Annotated in this window: 24 protein-coding genes and 1 other annotated feature; of the genes, 21 read left to right on the forward strand and 3 right to left on the reverse strand. The window is 29.7% G+C overall.

The window, feature by feature from the left end:
* The 18 genes from WJW32_RS02490 (at position 1) to WJW32_RS02575 (ending at position 18,162) form a co-directional block, all read left to right on the forward strand.
* Positions 1 to 1,419: a class I SAM-dependent DNA methyltransferase gene (locus WJW32_RS02490; RefSeq protein WP_340254480.1), complete on the forward strand. Its 1,419-nt coding sequence runs from the start codon at positions 1 to 3 to the stop codon at positions 1,417 to 1,419.
* On the forward strand, positions 1,420 to 2,868 hold the full coding sequence (locus tag WJW32_RS02495; protein ID WP_340254483.1) for a restriction endonuclease subunit S: 1,449 nt from the start codon (positions 1,420 to 1,422) through the stop codon (positions 2,866 to 2,868). It begins immediately after the preceding gene.
* Between the two features lie 90 nt (positions 2,869 to 2,958).
* Entirely contained in the window at positions 2,959 to 3,939 is a 981-nt protein-coding gene (locus WJW32_RS02500; protein ID WP_340254486.1) for a hypothetical protein, read from the forward strand.
* A 165-nt stretch (positions 3,940 to 4,104) separates the two neighbouring features.
* A complete protein-coding gene (locus tag WJW32_RS02505; protein WP_340254489.1) occupies positions 4,105 to 4,530 on the forward strand; it encodes an RrF2 family transcriptional regulator in 426 nt (141 codons plus the stop codon).
* Between the two features lie 30 nt (positions 4,531 to 4,560).
* The gene (gene nifS / locus WJW32_RS02510) at positions 4,561 to 5,748 is read left to right on the forward strand and encodes a cysteine desulfurase NifS (RefSeq protein WP_340254492.1); all 1,188 of its coding nucleotides are present in this window, start codon (positions 4,561 to 4,563) and stop codon (positions 5,746 to 5,748) included.
* Positions 5,748 to 6,191, forward strand: coding sequence for a Fe-S cluster assembly scaffold protein NifU (nifU, locus tag WJW32_RS02515; RefSeq protein ID WP_445330195.1), 444 nt, complete (start codon positions 5,748 to 5,750; stop codon positions 6,189 to 6,191). The genes nifS and nifU overlap by 1 nt, the downstream gene beginning before the upstream one ends.
* 180 nt (positions 6,192 to 6,371) lie before the next feature.
* Positions 6,372 to 7,457, forward strand: coding sequence for a tRNA 2-thiouridine(34) synthase MnmA (gene mnmA / locus WJW32_RS02520; RefSeq protein ID WP_340254498.1), 1,086 nt, complete (start codon positions 6,372 to 6,374; stop codon positions 7,455 to 7,457).
* Between the two features lie 70 nt (positions 7,458 to 7,527).
* Positions 7,528 to 7,713 (forward strand): hypothetical protein, encoded by a 186-nt coding sequence (locus WJW32_RS02525; RefSeq protein ID WP_340254501.1) that lies wholly within the window; start codon positions 7,528 to 7,530, stop codon positions 7,711 to 7,713.
* A 54-nt stretch (positions 7,714 to 7,767) separates the two neighbouring features.
* Positions 7,768 to 7,991: a binding site (T-box leader), on the forward strand.
* Positions 7,992 to 8,090: 99 nt separating this feature from the next.
* A complete protein-coding gene (alaS, locus tag WJW32_RS02530; RefSeq protein WP_340254503.1) occupies positions 8,091 to 10,727 on the forward strand; it encodes an alanine--tRNA ligase in 2,637 nt (878 codons plus the stop codon).
* Between the two features lie 222 nt (positions 10,728 to 10,949).
* A complete protein-coding gene (locus WJW32_RS02535; protein ID WP_340254581.1) occupies positions 10,950 to 11,207 on the forward strand; it encodes an IreB family regulatory phosphoprotein in 258 nt (85 codons plus the stop codon).
* 10 nt (positions 11,208 to 11,217) lie between these two features.
* Positions 11,218 to 13,359, forward strand: a complete 2,142-nt coding sequence (locus WJW32_RS02540) for a hypothetical protein (protein WP_340254506.1) — start codon at positions 11,218 to 11,220, stop codon at positions 13,357 to 13,359.
* Between the two features lie 65 nt (positions 13,360 to 13,424).
* Entirely contained in the window at positions 13,425 to 14,375 is a 951-nt protein-coding gene (locus WJW32_RS02545) for an aldo/keto reductase (protein ID WP_340254508.1), read from the forward strand.
* Positions 14,376 to 14,384: 9 nt separating this feature from the next.
* Positions 14,385 to 14,804 (forward strand): Holliday junction resolvase RuvX, encoded by a 420-nt coding sequence (ruvX, locus tag WJW32_RS02550; RefSeq protein WP_340254511.1) that lies wholly within the window; start codon positions 14,385 to 14,387, stop codon positions 14,802 to 14,804.
* A 72-nt stretch (positions 14,805 to 14,876) separates the two neighbouring features.
* The gene (locus WJW32_RS02555) at positions 14,877 to 15,137 is read left to right on the forward strand and encodes a DUF1292 domain-containing protein (protein ID WP_340254514.1); all 261 of its coding nucleotides are present in this window, start codon (positions 14,877 to 14,879) and stop codon (positions 15,135 to 15,137) included.
* A gap of 133 nt (positions 15,138 to 15,270) precedes the next feature.
* Positions 15,271 to 15,489, forward strand: a complete 219-nt coding sequence (locus WJW32_RS02560; protein ID WP_340254517.1) for a FeoA family protein — start codon at positions 15,271 to 15,273, stop codon at positions 15,487 to 15,489.
* Positions 15,490 to 15,500: 11 nt separating this feature from the next.
* The gene (gene feoB, locus WJW32_RS02565) at positions 15,501 to 17,363 is read left to right on the forward strand and encodes a ferrous iron transport protein B (protein WP_340254520.1); all 1,863 of its coding nucleotides are present in this window, start codon (positions 15,501 to 15,503) and stop codon (positions 17,361 to 17,363) included.
* A gap of 73 nt (positions 17,364 to 17,436) precedes the next feature.
* Entirely contained in the window at positions 17,437 to 17,583 is a 147-nt protein-coding gene (locus tag WJW32_RS02570) for a hypothetical protein (RefSeq protein ID WP_340254523.1), read from the forward strand.
* 144 nt (positions 17,584 to 17,727) lie between these two features.
* On the forward strand, positions 17,728 to 18,162 hold the full coding sequence (locus WJW32_RS02575) for a Fur family transcriptional regulator (RefSeq protein ID WP_340254526.1): 435 nt from the start codon (positions 17,728 to 17,730) through the stop codon (positions 18,160 to 18,162).
* 33 nt (positions 18,163 to 18,195) lie between these two features.
* Here the strand turns inward: WJW32_RS02575 and WJW32_RS02580 are convergent, their stop codons facing one another.
* Complete coding sequence (locus WJW32_RS02580; protein WP_340254529.1) at positions 18,196 to 18,936, reverse strand: metal-dependent hydrolase; 741 nt, start codon at positions 18,934 to 18,936, stop codon at positions 18,196 to 18,198.
* Positions 18,937 to 19,132: 196 nt separating this feature from the next.
* On the opposite strand from WJW32_RS02580, the gene WJW32_RS02585 reads away from it, so the two are divergent.
* Positions 19,133 to 20,806: a ribonuclease J gene (locus tag WJW32_RS02585; protein WP_340254532.1), complete on the forward strand. Its 1,674-nt coding sequence runs from the start codon at positions 19,133 to 19,135 to the stop codon at positions 20,804 to 20,806.
* Between the two features lie 162 nt (positions 20,807 to 20,968).
* Positions 20,969 to 22,111, forward strand: coding sequence for a D-alanyl-D-alanine carboxypeptidase family protein (locus tag WJW32_RS02590; RefSeq protein WP_340254535.1), 1,143 nt, complete (start codon positions 20,969 to 20,971; stop codon positions 22,109 to 22,111).
* A 174-nt stretch (positions 22,112 to 22,285) separates the two neighbouring features.
* Here WJW32_RS02590 and WJW32_RS02595 read toward each other — a convergent pair whose 3' ends face one another.
* Both WJW32_RS02595 and WJW32_RS02600 read right to left on the reverse strand, forming a co-directional pair.
* Entirely contained in the window at positions 22,286 to 22,900 is a 615-nt protein-coding gene (locus WJW32_RS02595) for a YhcN/YlaJ family sporulation lipoprotein (protein ID WP_340254538.1), read from the reverse strand.
* Positions 22,901 to 22,984: 84 nt separating this feature from the next.
* Positions 22,985 to 23,227 carry a hypothetical protein gene (locus WJW32_RS02600; RefSeq protein ID WP_340254541.1) on the reverse strand — a complete coding sequence of 81 codons (243 nt, stop codon included), beginning with the start codon at positions 23,225 to 23,227 and terminating at the stop codon, positions 22,985 to 22,987.
* A gap of 173 nt (positions 23,228 to 23,400) precedes the next feature.
* Here WJW32_RS02600 and WJW32_RS02605 point away from each other — a divergent pair, with 173 nt between their 5' ends.
* The gene (locus WJW32_RS02605) at positions 23,401 to 23,994 is read left to right on the forward strand and encodes a site-2 protease family protein (RefSeq protein ID WP_340254544.1); all 594 of its coding nucleotides are present in this window, start codon (positions 23,401 to 23,403) and stop codon (positions 23,992 to 23,994) included.
* Positions 23,995 to 23,999 lie beyond the last annotated feature (5 nt).

Genomic DNA, 23,999 nt, shown 5'->3' on the forward strand with positions numbered 1-23,999 from the left:
ATGAATAATCAGGAAATAGTAACTAAACTATGGAATTTATGTAATGTACTAAGAGATGATGGAATTACATACCACCAGTATGTAACTGAACTTACCTATATACTATTCTTAAAAATGGCAAAAGAAACAAGCGTTGAGGGTAATATTCCGGAAGAATATAGATGGGATAAGCTTGTAGAAAAAGAGGGAGCAGAGCTTAGAAGTTTTTATAGAAGATTGCTTCTTGACCTTGGAGAAAAAGGAAATGGTAGAGTAAAACAAATATATGCAGATGCCAATACTAATATAGAAGAACCTAAAAATCTTGAGAAAATTATTAAGTCTATAGATTCACTAGATTGGTATAGTGCAAGAGAAGAAGGATTGGGTAATTTATACGAGGGACTTTTAGAAAAAAATGCAGGTGAGAAAAAATCAGGAGCAGGACAGTACTTTACACCAAGACCGTTAATAAATGTAATAGTACAGCTAACAGATCCAAAACCAGGAGAAAGATGCAACGACCCTGCTTCAGGAACTTTTGGATTTATGATAGCAGCAGACCATTATATAAAAGAAAAAACTGCTGATTTATTTGATTTAAGTGAAGAAGAGCAGGAATTTCAGATAAAAGAAGCTTTTTCAGGATGTGAACTAGTACATGAAACTCATAGACTAGCACTTATGAATGCAATGCTTCATGATATAGAAGGAAATATATATTTAGGAGATTCATTATCTAATATTGGAAAACAAATGAAAGGTTATGATGTAGTTATGACTAACCCTCCTTTTGGAACTAAAAAAGGTGGAGAAAGACCAACTAGAGATGACTTAACTTATCTTTCATCAAATAAACAACTTAACTTCCTTCAGCATATTTATAGATCACTTAAGAAAGATGGAAAAGCAAGAGCGGCAGTAGTTCTTCCTGATAACGTGTTATTCCAAGATGGTGATGGACAAAAGATAAGAGAAGACTTAATGAATAAGTGTAACCTTCATACTATACTTAGACTTCCAACAGGAATATTCTATGCTCAAGGAGTAAAAACTAACGTATTATTTTTCACTAGAGGTATTACTGAAAAAGACAATACTAAAGAAGTATGGTTCTATGATCTAAGAACTAATATGCAATCTTTTGGTAAGAGAAATCCACTTACAGAAAAACACTTTGAAGATTTTATAAAAGTATATAATGCTGAGGATAGAACAAAAGTAGAAGATGAAAGATTAAGCGTATTTAAAAGAGATGAAATAAGAGAAAAAGGAGATACACTAGACTTAGGACTTATAAAGGATGAATCTTTAACTAGTTATGAAGACTTACCAGATCCTATAGAAAGTGCAGAAGAAGCAGTAGCAAAACTAGAAGAAGCAACAGACCTTCTTTTAAGTGTTATAAAAGAGCTTAAAAGCTTAGAAGGAGGAAACTAGATGGCTAAGAAGAAAAAGACATTAGAGGAATTACTAGAAGAAGCTGTGGTGCCAGAGGATGAGGTTCCTTATAAAGTGCCTGACAATTGGTTGTGGAGTAGGCTGGGAAACATAGCGAAGTGGGGTTCTGGTGGAACTCCAAAATCTTCTATTTCTCAATACTATGATGGTGATATGCCATGGTTAGTTATAGGAGATTTAAATGATGAATATATATATAAGTCAAATAAACGTATTACTGAATTAGGGCTTAAAAATAGTAGTGCTAAATTAGTAAATATTGATTCTGTATTAGTAGCAATGTACGGAAGTATAGGCAAATTAGGTATAAATAAAATTAAATGTACTACAAATCAAGCAATAGCATTTACTCAAGAGATATATGATTTAACATATAATAAATTTTTATTTTATTATTTATTAAGTATTAGAAGTAAGTTGATTAGTTTAGGCAAAGGAGGAACGCAACAAAATATAAGTCAAACGGTTATTAAAGCTGTAGAGTTTACAATTCCTCCACTTTCAGAGCAAAAGAGAATAGTTAAAAAAATAGAATCTTTATTTTTAAAACTAGACAAATCAAAACACCTTATAGAAGAAGCTAGAGACGATTTTGAGAATAGAAAATCATCAATACTTGCAAAAGCTTTTAGAGGAGAATTAACTAAAAAGTGGAGACAAGAAAATACTGATGTAGAAAGTGCAGAGGAGTTACTTAAAAAAATAGAAGAATCAAGTAGTAAGAAAAAGAAAACTAATGTTATTGAAAATATAGAACCACCTTATGAACTTCCAGAAAAGTGGAAGTGGGTAAAGTTAGGGGAAATAGGTATTCTTGAAAGAGGAAAATCGAAGCATAGACCTAGAAATGATGAAAGATTATTTGGAGGACCTTATCCATTTATACAGACTGGAGATGTAGCACAATCAAAGGATAAGATATTATATCATAAGCAAACATTAAGTGAATTTGGATTACAACAAAGTAAGCTTTTTCCTAAGGGAACAGTATGCATTACTATAGCTGCTAATATTGGAGATACAGCGATTTTAACTTATGATTGTTGTTTTCCTGATAGTGTAGTTGGTTTTACACCATTCAAAGACATTTCTATTTCAGAATATGCAAACTATTATTTTAGTGTTATAAAAAGTGATTTAGAGAACTATGCACCTGCTACTGCACAAAAGAATATTAATTTAGCAATTTTAAGAGAAGTTTTAGTACCACTACCTCCATTTGAAGAGCAAAAGAAAATGTTAAAAATACTAGATAAACTTCTAGAAGAAGAATCTAAAATAGAAGAATTAACGCAGCTTGAAGAGCAAATAGAGCTTATAAAAAAATCAATACTTGCAAAAGCTTTTAGAGGGGAGCTTGGAACTAATGATCCAAGTGAAGAAAGTGCATTAGAATTATTAAAGGATATATTAAAAGAAAAATTATAATATAAACCTCATGGATATTTTATTCATGAGGTTATTTAGTTTTTGTTATATAATGGCATTATAATAAATATCAAAGGGGATGTTGAAGAAATGGAGAAGCTAATATTTAATAACAAAGAATTTGTTTATTATGAATACGAATATGAAAATGAATTTGAAGAAGATGTAGTTGAAAACTCTAAAAAAATATTTGGAAATCAATCTATATACATTGATATAAAAAAGAGAATAGGACAAGACAAGATACTATCAATACCAGATGGATATTTATTAGATTTTTCATTTATAAATCAACCAAAACTGTATATTATAGAAAATGAATTAGCAGTACATGATCCTTATAGACATATAGGACAGCAAATATTAAAATTTGCAATTTCATATAAAGCAAGTGGAAGAAAGATTAAAAAAATTTTATTAGAAGAAATACAAAAACAAGAAGAGGATCTAAAATTAGTTGAAGAAGTAATTCGAAAATCTGGATATAGAAATATAGATAATCTAATTGAAGAAATTGTATTCGATAGAGAAGTTGGATGTATTGTAGTTATAGACAAAAACTCTGATGAATTAGAAAATGTATTAAGTCAACTAACAATGAAAACAGATATTATACAGTTTCAAACTTTTATTAATGATAAAGATGAAATCATTAATAAATTTGAACCATTTCAAGGTGACATTAAAGTAGATTTAGATATAAAAGATGAATTATCAGTTGAAGAATTAGATACAATAATTGTTCCAGCTAGAGAAGATGGATTCAATGAAGTATTTTTAGGAGAGGATTGTTGGTATTCAATTAGGATGTCTAGCTCTATGATAAATAGAGTGAAATATATAGCAGCTTATCAAACTTCTCCAATCTCAGCTATAACCCATTATGCACAGATAAGTAAGATAGAAAAGTATGATAATACAAATAAATATATTGTTTATTTCAAAGATAGTGCTAAGGAAATAAAACATATTAAATTACCTAAAGACAATCCAAGACTTGCACCTCAAGCACCTAGATATACTAATTTTAATAAGATGATTAAAGCTAAAACGTTAGAAGATATATTTTAAAATCTAAGAACTAAACTCACAAAATGAAGGGGATTAAGCACCTGCAAAATTTGGAGAAATCTCCCTAAAAAATTTATAAAAATCAATGTTGACAAAATTGGTTGGGTATAATATACTGAAGTCAGAATTCATAGTTAAACACTAGGAATTAAAAGAGGTGATATATTGAAATTATCTACTAAAGGAAGATATGGATTAAAGGCCATGTTTGAACTAGCTTTAAATCAAGATGATGGACCAGTTCCACTTAAACATATAGCACAAAATCAAAATTTATCAGAACAGTACTTAGAACAAATATTTGCAAAGCTTAGAAAAGCTGGGCTTATAAAGAGTATAAGAGGAGCACAGGGAGGTTATTTATTAGCTAGAGAAGCTAGTGATATAACTGTAGGAAATATAATAAGAATATTAGATGGTCCTATAGCTCCATCTGATTGTGTTCTTGAAAAAGAGACAGAATGTAAAAGGTCGGGACATTGTGTAACTCAAGTTGTATGGGAAAAGATTAAAGAAAGTGTAGACAGTGTTATAGACTCGATTACATTACAAAATATGATAGATGACCACAGAAAACAAAAACAAAAATAAAGATGAAATGAAGCAGAGGAGGGTGCAAAAATGGAAAAAAGAAGAGTTTATATGGATTATGCAGCTACAACACCTATGAAGAAAGAAGTTCTTGAAGCTATGCTGCCGTACTATAATGATTTATTTGGAAACGCATCTAGTGTACATGCTTTCGGAAGAGAAGTTAAGGGGTCTTTAGATGAGGGTAGAGATCAAGTTGCTAAGCTTATAAATGCTGAATCTTCAGAAATTTACTTTACTGCTGGTGGATCTGAATCAGATAACTGGGCAATCAAAGGGGTTGCATTTGCTAATAAAGAAAAAGGAAATCATATTATAACTACTAAAATAGAGCATCATGCTGTACTTCATACTTGTGAATACTTAGAAAAACATCATGGATTTGAAATAACTTATCTTGATGTTGATTCTGAAGGAAGAATAGATTTAGAAGAACTTAAAAATAGTATTACAGATAAAACTATACTTATATCAGTTATGTTTGCTAATAATGAAATAGGAACAATTGAGCCTATAAAAGAAATAGGACAAATAGCTAAGGAAAGAGGAGTATTATTCCATACTGATGGAGTTCAAGCTCTAGGAAATGTACACATAGATGTTAAAGATTTAGGTGTAGATTTAATGGCTATGTCAGCTCATAAAATATATGGACCAAAAGGAATAGGAGCTTTATATATAAGAAAAGGTGTAAAACTACATTCAATAATTCATGGTGGAGCACAAGAAAAAAGAAGAAGAGCTGGAACTGAGAATATGGCTGGAATAGTAGGTTTTGGTAAAGCTGCTGAAATAGCAAGAATTAATTTAGATGAAAATATAAATAAATTAACTAACTTAAGAGATAAACTTATAAACGGTGTTTTAGAAAAAATACCTTATACAAGAGTTAATGGAAGTTTAGAACATAGATTACCTGGAAATACAAGCTTTTGTTTTGAATTTATAGAAGGTGAATCTCTTTTATTAAGCCTTGATATGATGGGAATAGCAGGATCTAGTGGATCAGCTTGTACATCAGGATCGCTTGATCCATCTCATGTATTAATGGCTATAGGTCTTAAGCATGAAATAGCACATGGATCTTTAAGATTATCATTAGGATATAAAAATACAGAGGAAGATATAGACTACGTTTTAGAAACTCTTCCAAAAATAGTAGATAGATTAAGACAGATGTCACCATTATATGAAAAGGTAGCTAAGGGAGGAAACTAATAATGTACTCAGAAAAAGTAATGGACCATTTTATGAACCCAAGAAATGTTGGAGAAATAGAAAATGCAGATGGTATAGGAGAAGTTGGAAACGCTAAGTGTGGAGATATAATGAAAATATACTTAAAAGTAGAGGACAACATTATAAAAGATGTTAAGTTTAAAACATTTGGATGTGGTTCTGCAATAGCAACATCAAGTATGGCTACAGAAATGGTAATAGGAAAGAGCCTTCAAGAGGCTTTAACTCTTACAAATAAAGCCGTTGCTGAAGCTTTAGACGGACTTCCTCCAGTTAAGATGCACTGTTCAGTTTTAGCAGAACAAGCTATAAAGTCAGCTATAATAGATTATTCTAATAAGCACAATGTTCATATAGATGGACTTGAGGATATAGAGATAGATGATGATCATGATCATCATGATATAGAGGAAGAAGAATAAAAAAATTGCCCGGGAAAATTCTCGGGTTTAATTTTTTTTAAAATAATATATAATGTATTTATATATTATTTTAAAAAAAATCGAAAATACGAATAATTTAGTCTAATAAATCAATCATAAGAAAAATACGAATAATTTAGTCTAATAAATCAATCATAAGAATAGATAGAGGTGGTTTTTTTGAAAAAAAGAGTAATGATAGGTATGAGTGGTGGAGTAGATAGTTCTGTTGCAGCGTATTTATTAAAAGAACAAGGGTATGACGTTATCGGAGTAACGATGAAACTTTGGCAAGATGAAGACGAGGAAGTAATGGAAAGAGAAGGGGGTTGTTGTTCTCTATCCGCGGTTGAAGATGCTAGAAGAGTTGCAAATAAAATAGGGATTCCTTTTTATGTTATGAACTTTAAACAAGCTTTTAAAGATAAAGTAATAGATTATTTTGTAGATGAGTATATAAAAGGAAGAACTCCTAATCCTTGTATAGCTTGTAACAAACATATTAAATCGGGTGAATTTTTTGAAAAAGCTAAGCAATTAGATTGTGATTATATAGCTACTGGGCATTATGCTAAGATAGAATATGATGAATCATCTGATAGATATTTACTAAAAAAATCTATAACTGAGGCAAAAGACCAAACATACGCTTTATACAATATGAGTCAGCATGAGCTTGAGCATACTTTATTTCCTCTTGGATATTACACAAAGGATAAAATCAGAGAAATAGCAGCTGAAGTTGGACTTATAGTTGCAAATAAGCCTGATAGTCAGGAAATATGTTTTGTAGAAGACAATGATTATGCAGGATATGTAAAGAGTCATACGAATAAAAAAATAAAAGAAGGATATTTTATAGATAAAGAAGGAAATATCCTAGGAAAACATAAGGGAATAATACACTATACTATAGGTCAAAGAAAAGGACTTGGAATAGCTCTTGGAAAGCCTATGTTCGTAGTTGATATATTGCCTAAGAAAAATGCAGTAGTTTTAGGAGATCCAGAGGATGTATTTAGTCAAGGATTAATAGCTAGTGACGTAAACTTTATACCGTTTGATGAGATAGATGAACCTATTAGAGTTCAAGCAAAAGTTAGATATTCTGGTAAAGTAGCACCTGCTACAGTTTATAAAGAGGAAAAAAACAAAATAAGAATAGTATTTGATGAAAAGCAACGAGCTATAACTCCAGGACAATCTGTAGTTATGTATGATGGAGATATTGTAATAGGTGGAGCTATAATAGAAAAAAGGATATAAAAATGTAAATTTTACTCAGTATATATTTTGCCCCTTTGTAAAAAATAGTTTTAGAAAGGGGTGAATATCATTGAAAAATAATAATAACATGATGACAAATCCTATGGTTATAGGTGGAATGATAGGAGCAGCAGCTTCTATGTATGCGGTATCTAGAATGAATATGGGACAAAGAAGAAGAATGTATAGAACAGGAAGAAATGTTGCTAAAGTTGCAAATAACGTGATGAATAGAATGGATAGAAATTTCTTTTAATTATTGACATAATTTGATTTTGAATATAAAATTTAATTATGTAAAATTTCATACTTAAATACTGTGAAGAGAATGAGTAGATTGATTGATTCTTATAGAGAGGAAATCCTAGGCTGGAAGGTTTCTAGATAGATTTATCGAAGCTGTCTCGGAGTAGCGCTTTTGAAATAATTAAGTAGAAAACGTCGGATGTGACTCCGTTAAAACTAAGGCTTTATCCTGAGACTGTTTTGCAGTTGAAGTAGGGTGGTACCGCGAAATCAATCCTCGCCCCTATGTTCTTTCATAGAGGCGAGGATTTTATTTTTTTGAGCGATGTAAGTAGTAAGAAGGGAATTTTGTACATAATTATAATTAAAAATTTAGGAGGAGTATAAATGCAAAAACTAGGATTAAATGAAATAAGAAAAAGATTTTTAGATTTTTTTGAAACAAAAGGTCATTTAGCACAAGGAAGTTTTCCACTAGTTCCACAAAATGATAAAAGTTTACTTCTTATAAATGCTGGAATGGCTCCACTTAAGCCGTATTTTATGGGAAAAGAAGTTCCACCTAATAAAAGAATGGCTACTTGTCAAAAGTGTATAAGAACTGGAGATATAGAAAATGTAGGTAAAACAGCAAGACATGGTACTTTCTTTGAAATGTTAGGTAACTTTTCTTTTGGAGATTATTTTAAAAGAGAATCTATAAGTTGGGGTTGGGAGTTTATAACAAAAAATTTAGAAATTCCTCAAGATAATATATGGGTATCTGTATATGAAAATGATGATGATGCGTATGATATATGGAGTAAAGAAATGGGATTTCCAGAAGAGAGAATGGTCAGACTGGGAAAGGATGATAACTTCTGGGAAATAGGAACTGGACCTTGTGGACCTTGTTCAGAGTTATACTATGATAGAGGCGAAGAATATGGATGTGATAATCCTGAATGTAAACCAGGATGTGATTGCGATAGATATATAGAGTTTTGGAATCACGTGTTTACACAATTTGATAAAGACGAACAAGGAAATTACAATGAACTTCCAAATCCAAATATAGATACAGGTATGGGGCTTGAAAGAATAGCTTGTATAATGCAGGATGTAGATAATATATTTGAAGTGGACACTATTAGATATATATTGGATTCGGTAGTGAAATTATCTAGTGTTGAGTATGGAAAAGACAATAAAATAGATACATCTATAAGAATAATAACTGATCATATAAGAGCTACTTCTTTCTTAATAGCAGATGGAGTATTACCTTCTAATGAAGGGAGAGGATACGTTCTTAGAAGACTTTTAAGAAGAGCAGCAAGACATGGTAAGTTACTTGGTATAAAAGGAGCGTTTTTATATGAATTAATGGACAAGGTTATAGATATAAGTGGAGAGGCTTATCCAGAACTTGTTGAGAAAAAGGATTATGTTAAAAAGGTTCTTAAGATAGAAGAAGAAAGATTTGAAGAAACTATAGATCAGGGTATAGAAATATTAAAGTTATATATAGATGAATTAAAAGAAAACAATAAAAAAGTTTTATCTGGAGAGAATGCATTTAAATTATACGATACTTATGGATTCCCAATAGATTTAACTAAGGAAATACTTGAAGAGGAAAATCTTGAAGTTGATGAAAAGTCTTTTGCTGAAGAAATGCAAAAGCAAAGAGAAAGAGCTAGAAATGCAAGACAAAATGGAGAATCAGAAGGATGGAAAGAAGATGTGTTCTCAAAGCTTGATAAGGAGATAAAGAGTGAATTTGTAGGTTATACATCTCTTAACCACGACTGTGTAGTTAAGGCTATGGTAAGAGGGAATGAAATAGTAAATGAGGCTCATAATGGTGAACGTGTAACTATAATACTTGATAAAACTCCTTTTTATGCAGAAAGTGGAGGGCAAGCAGGGGATAAAGGTATATTATCAAATGATAACTTTGAAGGTGATGTATTAGATACTAAAAAAGGTATAAATAATAGAATACATCATGATGTTATAATAAAATCAGGAAGCTTGAAGTTAGGCGATAATGTATATGCTTTAGTAGAAAAGAATATAAGGATGAATAGTGCTAGAAATCACTCTGCAACTCACATTCTTCATAAAGCATTAAAAGAAGTTTTAGGAGATCATATACAACAAGCGGGATCGCTTGTAACTGATGAAAGACTTAGATTTGATTTTACTCACTTTGAATCGATTTCAAGTGAAGAACTTTCAAAGATAGAACTAATAGTAAATAGTCAAATTATGAACTCATTAGATATTAATTCAACTGAAATGTCTATAGCTGATGCTAAGAATATGGGAGCTACAGCTTTATTTGGAGAAAAATATGGAGAAGTTGTAAGAGTTGTTAATATGGGAGAATACTCTGTTGAGCTTTGTGGAGGAACTCATTTAACTAATACTTCTCAAATAGGAATGTTTAAAATAATTTCAGAATCAGGAGTAGCATCAGGAGTTAGAAGAATTGAAGCTATAACTGGAATGAGTGTTTACGAATATTTAAACAAAAAGGAAATTGTTATAAATGAAGTGTGTGCTACTTTAAAGGTTAAAGAAGATAACATGATAAACAAAGCTAAGTCTATTGTAGAAGAACTTAAGGAATCTAATAAAGAATTAGAAACTATAAAAAATAAATTAGCAATGGCTTCAGTTGAAGATACAATAATTAGAGAAGAAATCAAGGGTGTAAATTTAATAACAGCAAAGTTTGAAGATATGGATATGAATGCTCTAAGAAATATGGGAGACAATTTAAAAGATAAATTTGAATCAGGTGTTGTAGTGATTGCCAATAAATCTGGAGACAAGGTTAATTTTATAGTTACTGCTACTAAAGATGTAGTCCAAAGAGGAGTGCACTCTGGTAATATAATAAGAGAGGTTGCTAAGGTAGCTGGTGGAAATGGAGGAGGAAGACCTGACATGGCACAAGCTGGAGGTAAGGATTCTTCTAAAATAACAGAGGCTTTAATTAAAGCAAAAGAAGTGTTAGAAAATCAAATCAAGTAATAATAAAACAGGAGCAAGATAATGCTCCTGTTTTATGTTATAATAGGATATAATAGTGAGGAAATTATATAGTTGTCAATTGGTGAACATCTTTAATCAAAGAACTGTACTTGCAACTATTTTTGAGCAACGGAGCCCGTTAGGACTCGTTGGGGATATGAGATAGCATAAAGCGAATTTTATGAAGAAATTAAATTAATAAAATATACAAAAGAGGTGTTAATTATGGAAAATATGGATTATACTATGAAGTTTGAAGCACCAAAAGAGGAACACTTAAGCGTTGATCAAATAATAGAGAGTGTTTATTCTGCTTTAGTTGAAAAAGGATATAACCCTATAAATCAATTAATAGGTTATTTACTGTCTGGAGACCCTACATATATAACTAGTCATAATAATGCGAGAAGCTTAATTAAAAAATATGAAAGAGATGAGATATTAGAAGAAATTTTAAAAAAATATTTACAAGGAAAGTAGGTAGACGAATTTGAAAAAGAAGTTGTTAGTATTATTTTTACTAATAGTTGTACTAATTAATTCTGTACCCGATATGAGTTTTGCAAATGAAAAAGGAAAAGTCATATTAATAAATATAAACAGAAGTAGTATAAATGATTTGAAAAATATAGAATATCTAAATAATCAAATGAATGAAAACGGATATGTAGGACTTATGAATATAAAGGGTTCAAATGGAACTTCTGATGTAAGGTCTTATGCAAGTATAGGCGCTGGAACTAGAGTTTATATAAATCCGTCAGATATAGACTTTGAAACTTTAAATGAAAATAATAAAGAAGTATATCTAAGAAGAACTGGAATAAACCCTGGACATATAAATAATTTAGATGTTAATAAAACTAATGCGTCTAATGAAAAAGGAGAATATGGAGCATTTTTAGGAGCTATTGGATATGAGTTCAATAATAACAATCTCGATTTAGCTATTTTGGGAAATTCAGATACAGACGAAGAAAAAAATAGAGAGATAGGTCTTATAGGAATGGACCAAAATGGACAGGTACAAAATGGAAATATAGATGATATAAATATTAAAGATCAAACTATGCCATTTGGAATAAGAACAGACTATGATAAATTAAAAAAAGAAACACAAAAGTATTATGATGAAAGTGATCTACTTATTGTAGAACTTGGAGATACGTATAGATTAGATCTTTATAAAGAAAATTTAAATGAAGCTTCTTATGAAAAAATGAAAAGAGAAATATACTCTAATATAAGTGGGTATTTAAAAGAAGTATTCGAAAGTGCAAATAAAAACGATAGAATATATATAATTAGTGCTTATCCTGAAAAGCAAGACTATATAGATGGATATAGTCTATCTCCTATAGTTATATTTGATGGAGAGGAAAAAGGATTACTAACATCGGGTACAACTAGAAGAAAAGGTGTTTTATCAAATCTTGATATATCAGCGGATATATTCGACTATTTTGGAATAAAGTCAGATGTTATAGTTGGAAAAACCATACAAAAAATTCCGAGTGATAATAATATGGAATTTTTATCAAAAGATTATGATAAAATAGTATCTAATATGCAAATAAGAATACCTGTACTTTACACTTATGCTGCATTTGAGATGATAATGTGGATAATAATGCTAGTTGCAATATTATTTAGACATAAGACACCTAAAAATACATTTAGAGTGCTATGTGCTATATTGAAATTTACAATATCTATACCGTTTGTATTGTTGATAGCGCCTTTGCTTAATTATTCAAGTAAAGTATCTATAATAACTTGTATAATAGGATTATTAATAGTTGTTTATTTTGTAGTATATAAATTTGTAAAAGACGATTTAAGTAAACTTATACTTCTTAGTGCATTAGTTGCAATTGGGGTATTAATAGATGGTGCTACAGGACAGAATATGATAAAAAACTCATTACTTGGATACGATCCTATAATTGGAGCTAGATACTACGGTATAGGAAATGAATATATGGGAGTTTTAATAGGTTCTTTAATATTCTCTGTTGTTGGTTTTTTACAAAAGAAAGTAATAAACAAAAAGGTAGCATCTTTGATACTTATTGTATCAATAGTAATACTTGGACATCCTAAAATGGGAGCTAATGTAGGAGGTACTATAACAGCAGTATTTTCATTTTTATATTTAATAATGACACTTTATGATATAAAAATAGATCTGAAGAAGATAATATTTATAGGAGTTGCTGTGGTTGGAGTAGTATCCACTATGGCAATAATAGATATTTACTTCATAGGAAGTCAATCGCATTTAGCAGGGGCTATAAAGAAAATAGCATCTGGAGGACCTTTGGTAATCCTTCAGATAATAACAAGAAAAATTGAGATGAATATGAAGCTGATAGGAGTATCTATATGGAGTAAGGTTTTAATACTAGGACTTTTAATAGTAGTTGTACTATTTCAAAAGCCTGTTGGAATACTTAAAAAAGTATGTGATAGATACCCATACCTTACTAAAGGATGGACTAGTATTATAGTTGCAAGTATAGTAGGATTTTTAGTCAATGATTCAGGTGTAGTTGCAGCTGCAACTAGTATCGCTTATGTTATAATACCTGTACTTGTATTACTCGCAAAAGAACTAGATACATCAAAATGATTTTAAGTCCCTGTGTAACAGGGACTTATTTTAAGGGAAAAATTTTTTGAAGGATGGGGAGAATTATGGAGTACAATATACTAGGTAAAAGTGGATTCAAAGTTTCTAAGATGTGTTTTGGAGGATTAACAATAGGACCGCTTCAACGAAACTTTAGTGCAAAAGATGGAGCAAAAATTATAATTGAGGCCTTTGAAAGAGGTGTCAATTTTATAGATACAGCAGAACTTTATGGTACATATAAGCATATAAATGAAGCATTTAAAAGTTATCAAAGAGATAAGATAACTCTTATAACTAAATCATATTCTTATTCTAAAGAAACAGCGGAGAAGAGCTTAAAAAAAGCAATGGAAGAGATGAATACTGATTACATAGATGGATTCTTGCTTCACGAACAAGAAAGTGAACATACGTTAAGAGGTCACTGGGAGGCTATAGAGTATTTTATAAAAATGAAGGAAAAAGGGTATATAAGATCGGTTGGAATATCTACGCATACAGTAGCTGCAGTAAAAGCAGCTTCTAAACTTAAAGAAATAGATATTATTCATCCTATAGTTAATAAAGCAGGTATTGGGATACACGATGGAAGTATAGAAGATATGCTAGGAGCTATAAAAGAAGCGAAAGAAAATAATATAGGAATATACGCTATGAAACCTCTTGGAGGAGGAAACTTGATACATTCATATGATGAAGCGTTGGATTTTGCGCTGAATCTAGATATACTGGATTCAATAGCTATAGGAATGCAATCAAAGGAAGAAGTAATAGCGAACATCTGCAAATTTGAGGGAAGGGATATACCTCAAAATATAAAAGAAAAACTAAATGATAAAAAAAGAGAACTTAAAATAGCTAATTGGTGTGAAAGATGTGGTGCTTGTGTATCAAAGTGTCAACACAGGGCATTATCTATAATAGATGATAAGGTAGTCATAGATAAAAATAAATGTGTACTATGCGGATATTGTTCGAAATACTGCAAAGACTTTTGTATAAAGATAATTTAGGAGGAAAGTATGAAAAGAATAATGGGACTTGATGTAGGTAACAAAACAATAGGTGTAGCGGTTAGTGATTTAATGCAACTTACAGCTCAAGGAATTACAACCGTAAGAAGAAAAGGAATAAAAACAGATTTAGAAGAACTAGATAAAATAATAAAAGAAAAAGAAGTTTCAGAAATAGTTGTAGGTCTTCCTAAAAATATGAATGGAACATTAGGACCTCAAAGTGAAAAAGTAGTGAAATTTACTGAAAAATTAAAGACTATAACTGACCTTGAAATAAAATTTTGGGATGAGAGACTTACAACTGTTGCAGCTGAAAGATCTTTAATTGAAGCTGATGTTAGTAGACAAAAAAGAAAAAAAGTAATAGATATGCTAGCTGCGGTACTTATTTTACAAGGATACCTAGACATGAAAAGAAATATATAATATTTATATATTAAATTTTAAAACTTTGGTATATAATAATAGTAAATAATAAATTTTGATGAGGTGACTTTAATGGAAGAAAACATAGTAACATTAGTAGATGAAGATGGATTAGAAATTCAATTTGAAGTTATAATGACTTTGGAAGCTCAAGATAATGAATATGCAATCCTTATGCCTTTAGATGAAAATGATGATGAAGAAGCATACATATTCAGAATGGAAGAAGAGTTAGATGGAGAATATGCTATAGTTCCTATAGAAGATGATGAAGAGTATGAAAATGTAGTAGCTGTATATCATACTTTAATGCAAGAAGAAGGATTAGAATAATAGTTTTTAAAAATCATACTATAAATAGTATGATTTTTTTTGTGGAAATACAACATTGACATTCATTATCATATGAAATATAATGTATTTATGAAATGAGAACTATTTTAAATTAAGAGTGGGAGGAACCGCAATGACTTTAGATAAAATAAATAGAGGACAAAAAATAGAAATATTACAAATACCAAACGAAAAGATTAGAGTACAGGCTATAAGGATAGGTCTTTATGAAGGTGCTAATTTAGTTTGCTCTCAGAAAGTATTTGCAGGTCCTATAGTACTACAAAATAGATTTCAAGAAATAGCTATAGGAAGAAAATTAGCTCAAACAATAAAAGTAAAAGCAGTATAGGGGGAAATTAAATGTCTACATGTCATACTTATAATCCAAGCGTAACTATAAAAAATGGTGATATAAAATTAGTCCTAGCAGGTAATCCAAATGTAGGTAAATCTGTGTTTTTCAATTATTTAACAGGTATTTATGTTGATGTATCGAATTTCCCAGGTACTACGGTAGATATAAGTTCTGGAAGATTTGAAAATTATGTTGTGATGGATACTCCTGGAGTTTATGGAATATCTTCGTTTAATGATGAGGAAAGAGTAGCAAGAGATGTAATACTTTATGCAGATGTAATATTAAATGTTGTAGATGCTCTTCACTTAGAAAGAGACTTATTTTTAACTCAACAATTAATAGATACAGGAAAACCTGTAATAGTAGCTCTTAATATGATGGATGATATAAAGAGAAATGGAATAGAAATAGACATAGATAAGTTATCAAAAGAACTAGGTGTAAAAGTAATACCTACTAGTGCTATAAAGGGACAAGGTCTTGAAGCGGTTAGAAATAGCTTAAATGAAGCAAGGGTTGGTAATAGAATAGATTTAGTAAAAGATAAAACTAGTGAGATAAAAGAAATTGCAGATTTTGATTCGGAAAGATTATTAATACTTGAAGAAGATGAAAATCTATTAAAAAGACATGATGTAAGTAATTCTCCTAAATTAAGAGAAGAGATATACAAGCAAAGAAGAACGAGAATAGATTATATTATCTCTAGTATAATACAACAAACTAATGAAGGTGCATCATTTAGAACTAAACTAGGTAGATGGATGGTTGAGCCTTTAACAGGAATACCTATATTACTTTTAACATTATATATAATATATCAAGCTGTTGGAGTATTCATTGCACAAACTGTTGTTGGTGTAACTGAAGAAGTTATAATGGGACATTATTATTATAATATAATAATGAGTACTGTAGGAAAATTTGTGTCTGATACTTCGTTTATAGGACACTTATTAATAGGTGAGTTTGGAATTTTAACTATGGCCCCTATATACTTATTTGGTCTATTATTACCACTTGTTGTAGGTTTTTACTTTTTCTTGTCTTTATTAGAAGATACAGGATACCTTCCAAGGATAGCGACATTAGTGGATAGAATGTTAAATTTTATAGGACTTAATGGTAGAGCGATAATACCTATAATATTAGGATTTGGTTGTGTAACAATGGCAACTGTAACCACAAGAATATTAGGGTCTAAAAGAGAAAGATTCATTGCTACTATGCTTTTAGGTCTTGCAATACCATGTTCAGCACAATTAGGAGTTATAGCAGGTCTTATTGCATCGTTAGGAGCTAAATATACGTTTATTTATATAATTACAATAGTACTTGTATTTGGTATTGTAGGAGTTTTATTAAATAAATTTATGAAGGGTGAATCTACTGACTTATTGATAGATCTTCCACCACTTAGAATGCCTAAATTTTCAAATATTATGAAAAAGACATATTTAAAGTCTAAAATGTTTATAATAGAAGCGGGGCCTTTATTTGTATTAGGAGCTATTATAATAACAGTTCTTCAAGATACAGGTGCTTTAGATGCTACAATAAATTTATGTGCTCCTATAACACAAGGATTTTTAAAGCTTGACCCAAGGGTTACTCAAACTTTTATAATGGGTATTATAAGAAGAGACTTTGGAGCTGCTGGACTTACGGATTTAGCATCTCAAGGAGTTCTAAATGCACCTCAGCTTTTAGTATCTTTAGTAGTTATAACTTTATTTGTTCCTTGTATAGCAGCTATTATGGTTATATTTAAAGAAAGAAGCTGGCAAGAATCTGCTGTTATATGGATAGGAAGTTTTGTTATATCTTTCTTAGTAGGAGGAATATTAGCGCAGTTTATAATATAATAATAAGCATAGACAAAAAAATTCTTGAGCATAACAACTCAAGAATTTTCTTGTATAGAAAGGTGGGGTTATTATGGAGATTAAATGTCCAACGTGTGGTTATACTATAAAGGATAATAAAAGTCTAAAGTGCCCGAGATGCAGTACTAGTTTAGTTGAATTTTTTAAATGTAGTGGAGCTTGTAAAAAATGCAATCTAAAAAAAGAATGTAGAAAATAATATTTATTTGAGCCATGCGTTAGCATGAAGCAAATTTTTCATTTTCAATTGAAAAAATATCAATTGATAAAGCTTGACATAATCATAAAATTTGGATAAAATATTAAATGAAAAGAATTATTATTTGAAAATGTAGGTGATTATATGGAAAATTATATAGAAGTAGTAAAACTTAAATTAAAAGAAGAAGGCTATAAATTAACTCCTCAGAGAAGATCTATAGTTGACATAATGATAAAAAATGAAGGAAAACATTTAAATAGTGAAGAAATATATGATTTAGTTAAGATAGCGTGTCCTGAAATTGGACTTGCAACGGTATATAGAACTCTTCAGCTATTAGATGATATAGGAGCTGTATCTAAGCTTAACTTAGACGATGGATGCTGTAGATACGAAATCAGTACAGATGATGAAACACATAATCATCATCATCTTATATGTAAAAAATGTAATAAAATAATAGAAGTTGAAGAGGATTTACTTGAGACGTTAGAAGAACAAATAGAAAAAAATTATGGATTTAAGATATTTGATCACGATGTGAAGTTTTTTGGGATGTGTAATAGCTGTAAATAAACCCCGTGGCATTTGCCATGGGGTTTTTAAAAATCAAAGCTTATATTTAAATGTACATATGACTATCACAAAATATACGAATGTATATACTAATTCAAATATATTACCAGACAAGCTACCAACTTTAAATGGCGCTAGAGAAAATTTTTTATTAGATATTGGATAAAATATAGGTATACCCATTTTAGTGAATATATCACCTAAAAATATATGTGAAGCATAGCTAATTGAGCTAAATAATGCTAGCTGTGGAGAGTTTATCAATGTTTCTATTTCCTTTAATAAAAAATAAAGAAGTAAAATTCCTATTAAACTATGAGTAAAGCCTCTATGTTTTAGCCATGGAGCTACGCCTATAAATATAGCTATTGAAATAAAAGCAAATGGGGTTTTTATATAATATAAAGATAAGCATAGTATAAATGATAAAGCAGAAAATAACGATTTTCGAAGTATAGTATGCTTTAATTTATTTTCTATGAGGACTATCAATACAAAACTTAGTATAAAATTAAAAGTCAGATTTTTATTTATATGTATTAATATAAAAAAGGTAATCATGTTGATCAAGTAAAGTGTATACCTATAAACAGCCTTAGAAAATGAACTTTTTATTAATAAATTTGAAACTGTAGAATGGGATTCATCTATGTCTGGAAGTAAGGAACAAAATGACGAAAGCATGAATGTTAATGGAGAAAGTGGTTTGTCGATTAATATCGAAGTTTCAACAACTGTTAATACTCCTATTGCAAAGTGACTTACGCCTCTCATGGGTAACCTCCTTAGTTTAGATAATATTTAATTTGAGGATATCAAAATAGAATAAATTTGTCAAAAATTTATTCTATTAAATATATATGTATGTATGATAAAATGTATAAGTACTATGGTAATAGTTGGACGTTTTTTATTATTACCTATTTAAAAAAATGAACGGGTAAAACGGACAATTTAAATATAAAAGGAGATGATTTTATTGATGAGAAAATCGAATAAGTTAAAAATAATTCCTCTTGGAGGATTAAGTGAGATAGGGAAAAATATGACTGTTATTGAGTACAAGGATGAAATAATAGTTATAGATTGCGGCCTTAGCTTTCCGGAAGATGAAATGCTAGGTATAGATATAGTTATACCTGATATTAGTTATCTTTTAAAAAATAAAGATAGGGTTAAGGGAATATTTTTAACTCATGGACATGAGGATCATATAGGCGCTCTTCCGTATGTATTAAAAAAATTAAATGTGCCTGTATATGGAACAAAGTTGACTATAGGACTTGTAGATGTTAAGTTAAAGGAGCATAGACTTAATAATGTAAACCTTAACATAGTTAAGCCTAAAGACATAATAAAGACTGGTTTAATGGAAGTTGAATTTATAAAAGCTACTCATAGTATACCGGATGCGTGCTCAATAGCGATTCATACAGAATTAGGTGTGATATTCCATACAGGAGATTTTAAAATAGATTATACTCCTATTGATGGAGATGTAATGGATTTTCATAGAATAGCAGAGCTTGGCAAAAAAGGAGTCTTACTTATGTTGGCGGACTCAACTAATGCTGAAAGATCAGGTTCTACAATGTCTGAAAAAACAGTTGGTTTATCTTTTGATGATATATTCAAAGGAGCTAAAAAAAGAATAATAGTTGCAAGTTTTGCTTCTAATATACATAGAGTACAGCAAATAATAAACTCTGCATATAAGTACAATAAAAAAGTAGCTGTATCTGGAAGATCTATGGTCAATGTAGTTAATGTAGCTAAAGAATTAGGATATTTAACTCTTCCAGAAGGTATATTAATAGATCTTAATGATATAAATAATTATGCTCATGATGAATTGGTTATAATAACTACAGGATCTCAAGGAGAGCCTATGTCTGCACTTTCTAGAATGGCAGCATCAGAGCATAAAAAGATAGAAATTGAAAGAGGAGATTTAGTAGTAATCTCTGCTCATGCTATACCTGGAAATGAAAAGACAGTTTCAAGAGTTATAAACCAGTTGTTTGAAAAGGGAGCAGAAGTTATATATGACGATTTAGAGCATATACACGTTTCTGGTCATGCATGTAAGGAAGAATTAAAGCTTATGCATAGACTAGTTAATCCTAAATACTTCATACCTGTTCATGGAGAATACAGACACTTAAAGCAACATGCTGAACTTGCAAAATCACTTGGAATGCCAAGTGAAAACATATTTACTATTAATACAGGGTCTGTTGTTGAATTTGGAAAAAGTCATGCAAGACTTGCTGGATATGTTCCTTCTGGAAATATACTTGTAGATGGACTTGGTGTTGGAGATGTTGGAAATATAGTTTTAAGAGATAGAAAACATTTATCAGAAGATGGACTTATGGTTGTTGTTGTAACTATAGCAAAAGAAAATGGAAAGGTTATAGCGGGTCCTGATATAATTTCAAGAGGATTTGTATATGTTAGAGAATCAGAAGATTTGATAGAAAAAGCAAAGGTTGTAGTAAGAGAAGCTTTAATTCAATGTGAAAATAAGCAAATAAGAGAGTGGGCATATTTAAAAAATGCTATAAAAGATGAACTTAAAAACTATTTATATGAGAAAACTAAAAGAAATCCTATGATATTACCTATAATCATGGAAATTTAATAAAATAATTTATTACCAAAAAGATGCTATCGATATGTATGGCATCTTTTTTTATATGTAAAAAAATCACACAAATTTTAATGCTTTTTTTACCAAATTGTAAACTGTATAATAAATCTTTTAAAGTGTCAAAATATAACTAAAATGAGATGAGGTGAAAGAATGAAAAGAAAATTAAGTTTAGTTTTAACTATGATGATTATTATATCTTCGTTTACTTCATTTGCAAATGAAGATATGAATTTAACTTCAAAATCTGCTATATTAATAGATGCAAATAGCGGAACTGTTCTATATGAAAAAAATTCCCATGAAAAATTACCTCCAGCTAGTGTGACGAAGATAATGAGTATGCTACTTACAATGGAAGCTTTGAGCGAGGGAAGAATAAAATTAGATGATAAGGTGACTATAAGTGAAAAAGCATCTAGTATGGGAGGTAGTCAATTATTTCTAGAGCCTGGAGAAATCAAAACGGTTGATGAATTACTTAAAGGTATAGCTGTTGCTTCTGCTAATGATGGATGTGTAGCCATGGCAGAATACATCTATGGAAGCGAAGAAGCATTCGTAAAGAAAATGAATGAAAAAGCACAAGAATTAGGCATGAAGGATACACATTTTGCAAATACTAATGGATTACCTATACAAGATCACTATACAAGTGCTTATGATATCTCATTGATGTCAAAAGAGTTAATAAAGTATAAGGAAATTCATAAATATTTAAAAATATGGATGGACGAAATTGTAGTTGGTAAAAAACATAAGAAAATAGGTCTTGTAAATACTAATAAGCTTGTAAGATTTTATAAAGGGGCTAATGGTATAAAAACTGGATTTACAAATGAAGCTAAATTTTGTCTATCAGCATCAGCAACTAGAGATGATTTGACTTTAATAGCTGTGGTATTAGGTGCGCCTTCATCCAAGGAAAGATTTAATGAAGCATCATCTTTACTGAATTATGGATTTGCGAATTATGAAACTATAAAAATATACGACCAAAATCAAGTAGTAAAGAAAATAAAATTAGAAAAAGCAGATCCTGAGAATATAGAACTCACATGTGAAGGGCCACTTTATTATCTGAATAAAAAAGGAGATAAAAAAGATTTTAAAGAAAAAATAGTTATAGACGAAAATTTTAAATTCCCTATTAAGAAAGGTCAAAAAATAGGAGAGGTTCAAATATATAAAGACAAAAAAGTTGTTATGAAATCAAATTTAGTATCAAATAAAGATGTTAAAAAAGCTGGTTATATAAAAATGTTAAATAAAGTTTTAAACTCAATATTAAATTAAAAAATTCGCTTTATGCTAACACATAGCTCATGGAGCTAACAAGTCTTCGACTCTGTTGCTTAAAATAGATGCTACTTAAGTGCAATCATCAATATTGCCTATAAGTAGAAAATCATATAATTTATTTATAAATAAAAAACAGTCTAAGTTTTACTTAGACTGTTTTTTGTGTATCTATCTAGGAGCTAATCTGTTGAATATATTTTGAAGTTCATTGTTAATATCTTTTATAGGTTGTCCTGATTGAACATCTTGTCCTAATCGTTGCAATTGATCGTATATATCATTATCTTGAGTTATAACTACCTTTGTTATATTATTATCTGTATTCTTACAAATAGATTCTATTTGATTTTTTAAAGATTCATTTAACGTCCTATTTGGATCTACAGCAACAACACAAGTATCTCCGTTTACTGCTACTGAACAATCTTCAACTCCCTTTAGATTGTTACATTTGCTTCTGATTGTATTATTTAAACCAGCATTTTTTCTACTCAGATTGTTTTGATAATTAGGATTTAGATTGTTAGTGTTTCCTACATATCCAGTATATTGATTCGGATTGTAATTTCGATCTCTAGTATCTCCTATATAACCAGTATAACGTGTTCCTCTAAAGTCATTTACTGTATTGGGATACGTTGCTTGATAATTAGGTGATACCATCCCTACATTTCGATCATCTACATTTCTTCTAGCTTGATCATTAGTACATCCTATCATAAATGTAGATAAACCTAATACTGTTATGACAGTATAAATCAATGGTTTTGAATTTTTTTTCATAAATACACCTCCTGTAGTTAGTTTTTCTTTTTGTATAAATTTTATAACCTTAGATAATTAACAAGATATGAAAAAAATTCAAAATTAATCAGAGAAAGTAAATATTCTAGTTATTCTTGTAAGTGGATTTATAACTACTGTTACTGTAAGTATTGCTGGTGATCTAGGAGATTTTGAAGTAAATACAGTATCAAAATCTATATTATTTTTTATAAGTAATGAAGTTAATGCATTCACTTGTGCTAAATGAAGATTATCTGAATTCAAAAAACATTTGAATGCTTCACTTTCTAGTAGACATGATAGTTCACTGCAAAATTTTTTCATAAAAATCTCCTTTCTATGTAAAATATAAAAATATTCTTCTTTTTATAATATGAACTGTACATATTTATGCTACTTTATTATTAAATGTAGCTATATAATGAAATTTCTTTAAAAAAATATCTGGGTTTGTTATAATAGGTAGTATCGTAGAATAAGAATGGAGAATGAAAAATATGATTGATTTTTTAATAACTCTTCCAGGTATATTAATGGCAATATCTATACATGAATTTGGACATGGATATGCGGCATATATATTAGGGGATGACACAGCAAAAAAAAGTGGAAGGCTTTCTTTAAGTCCTTTAAAGCATATAGATCCTATGGGATTTTTAATGCTAATTATTGCGCATTTTGGATGGGCAAAACCCGTACCTATTAATTCGAATAAATTTAAGAATGAAAGGATGGGACTTTTCTTAGTTTCAATAGCAGGTGTTGTGTGTAACATATTGCTTGCGATATTATGTATATACTTATATAAATATGAAAAGATATATATAGATATGTATGCACTAAATAGCATAATTTCAAGTGCAGTAAGAATAAATGTTGGCTTTGCGGTATTTAATTTATTACCTATACCTCCTTTGGATGGTTCAAAAATTATACTATCTATTCTGCCCAATAAATTACATTATTATTATTTCAAATATGAGCATGTAGGAAGTATTATATTAGTAATATTAATTATTACTAACAGTATAGGTATCGTGATATATCCTATATATAATGTTATACTAAATTTAATAAATATTATAGTTTAAGGTGA

This window comes from Tepidibacter sp. Z1-5 (genome assembly GCF_037844525.1).
GTDB lineage: Bacteria > Bacillota > Clostridia > Peptostreptococcales > Peptostreptococcaceae > Tepidibacter_A.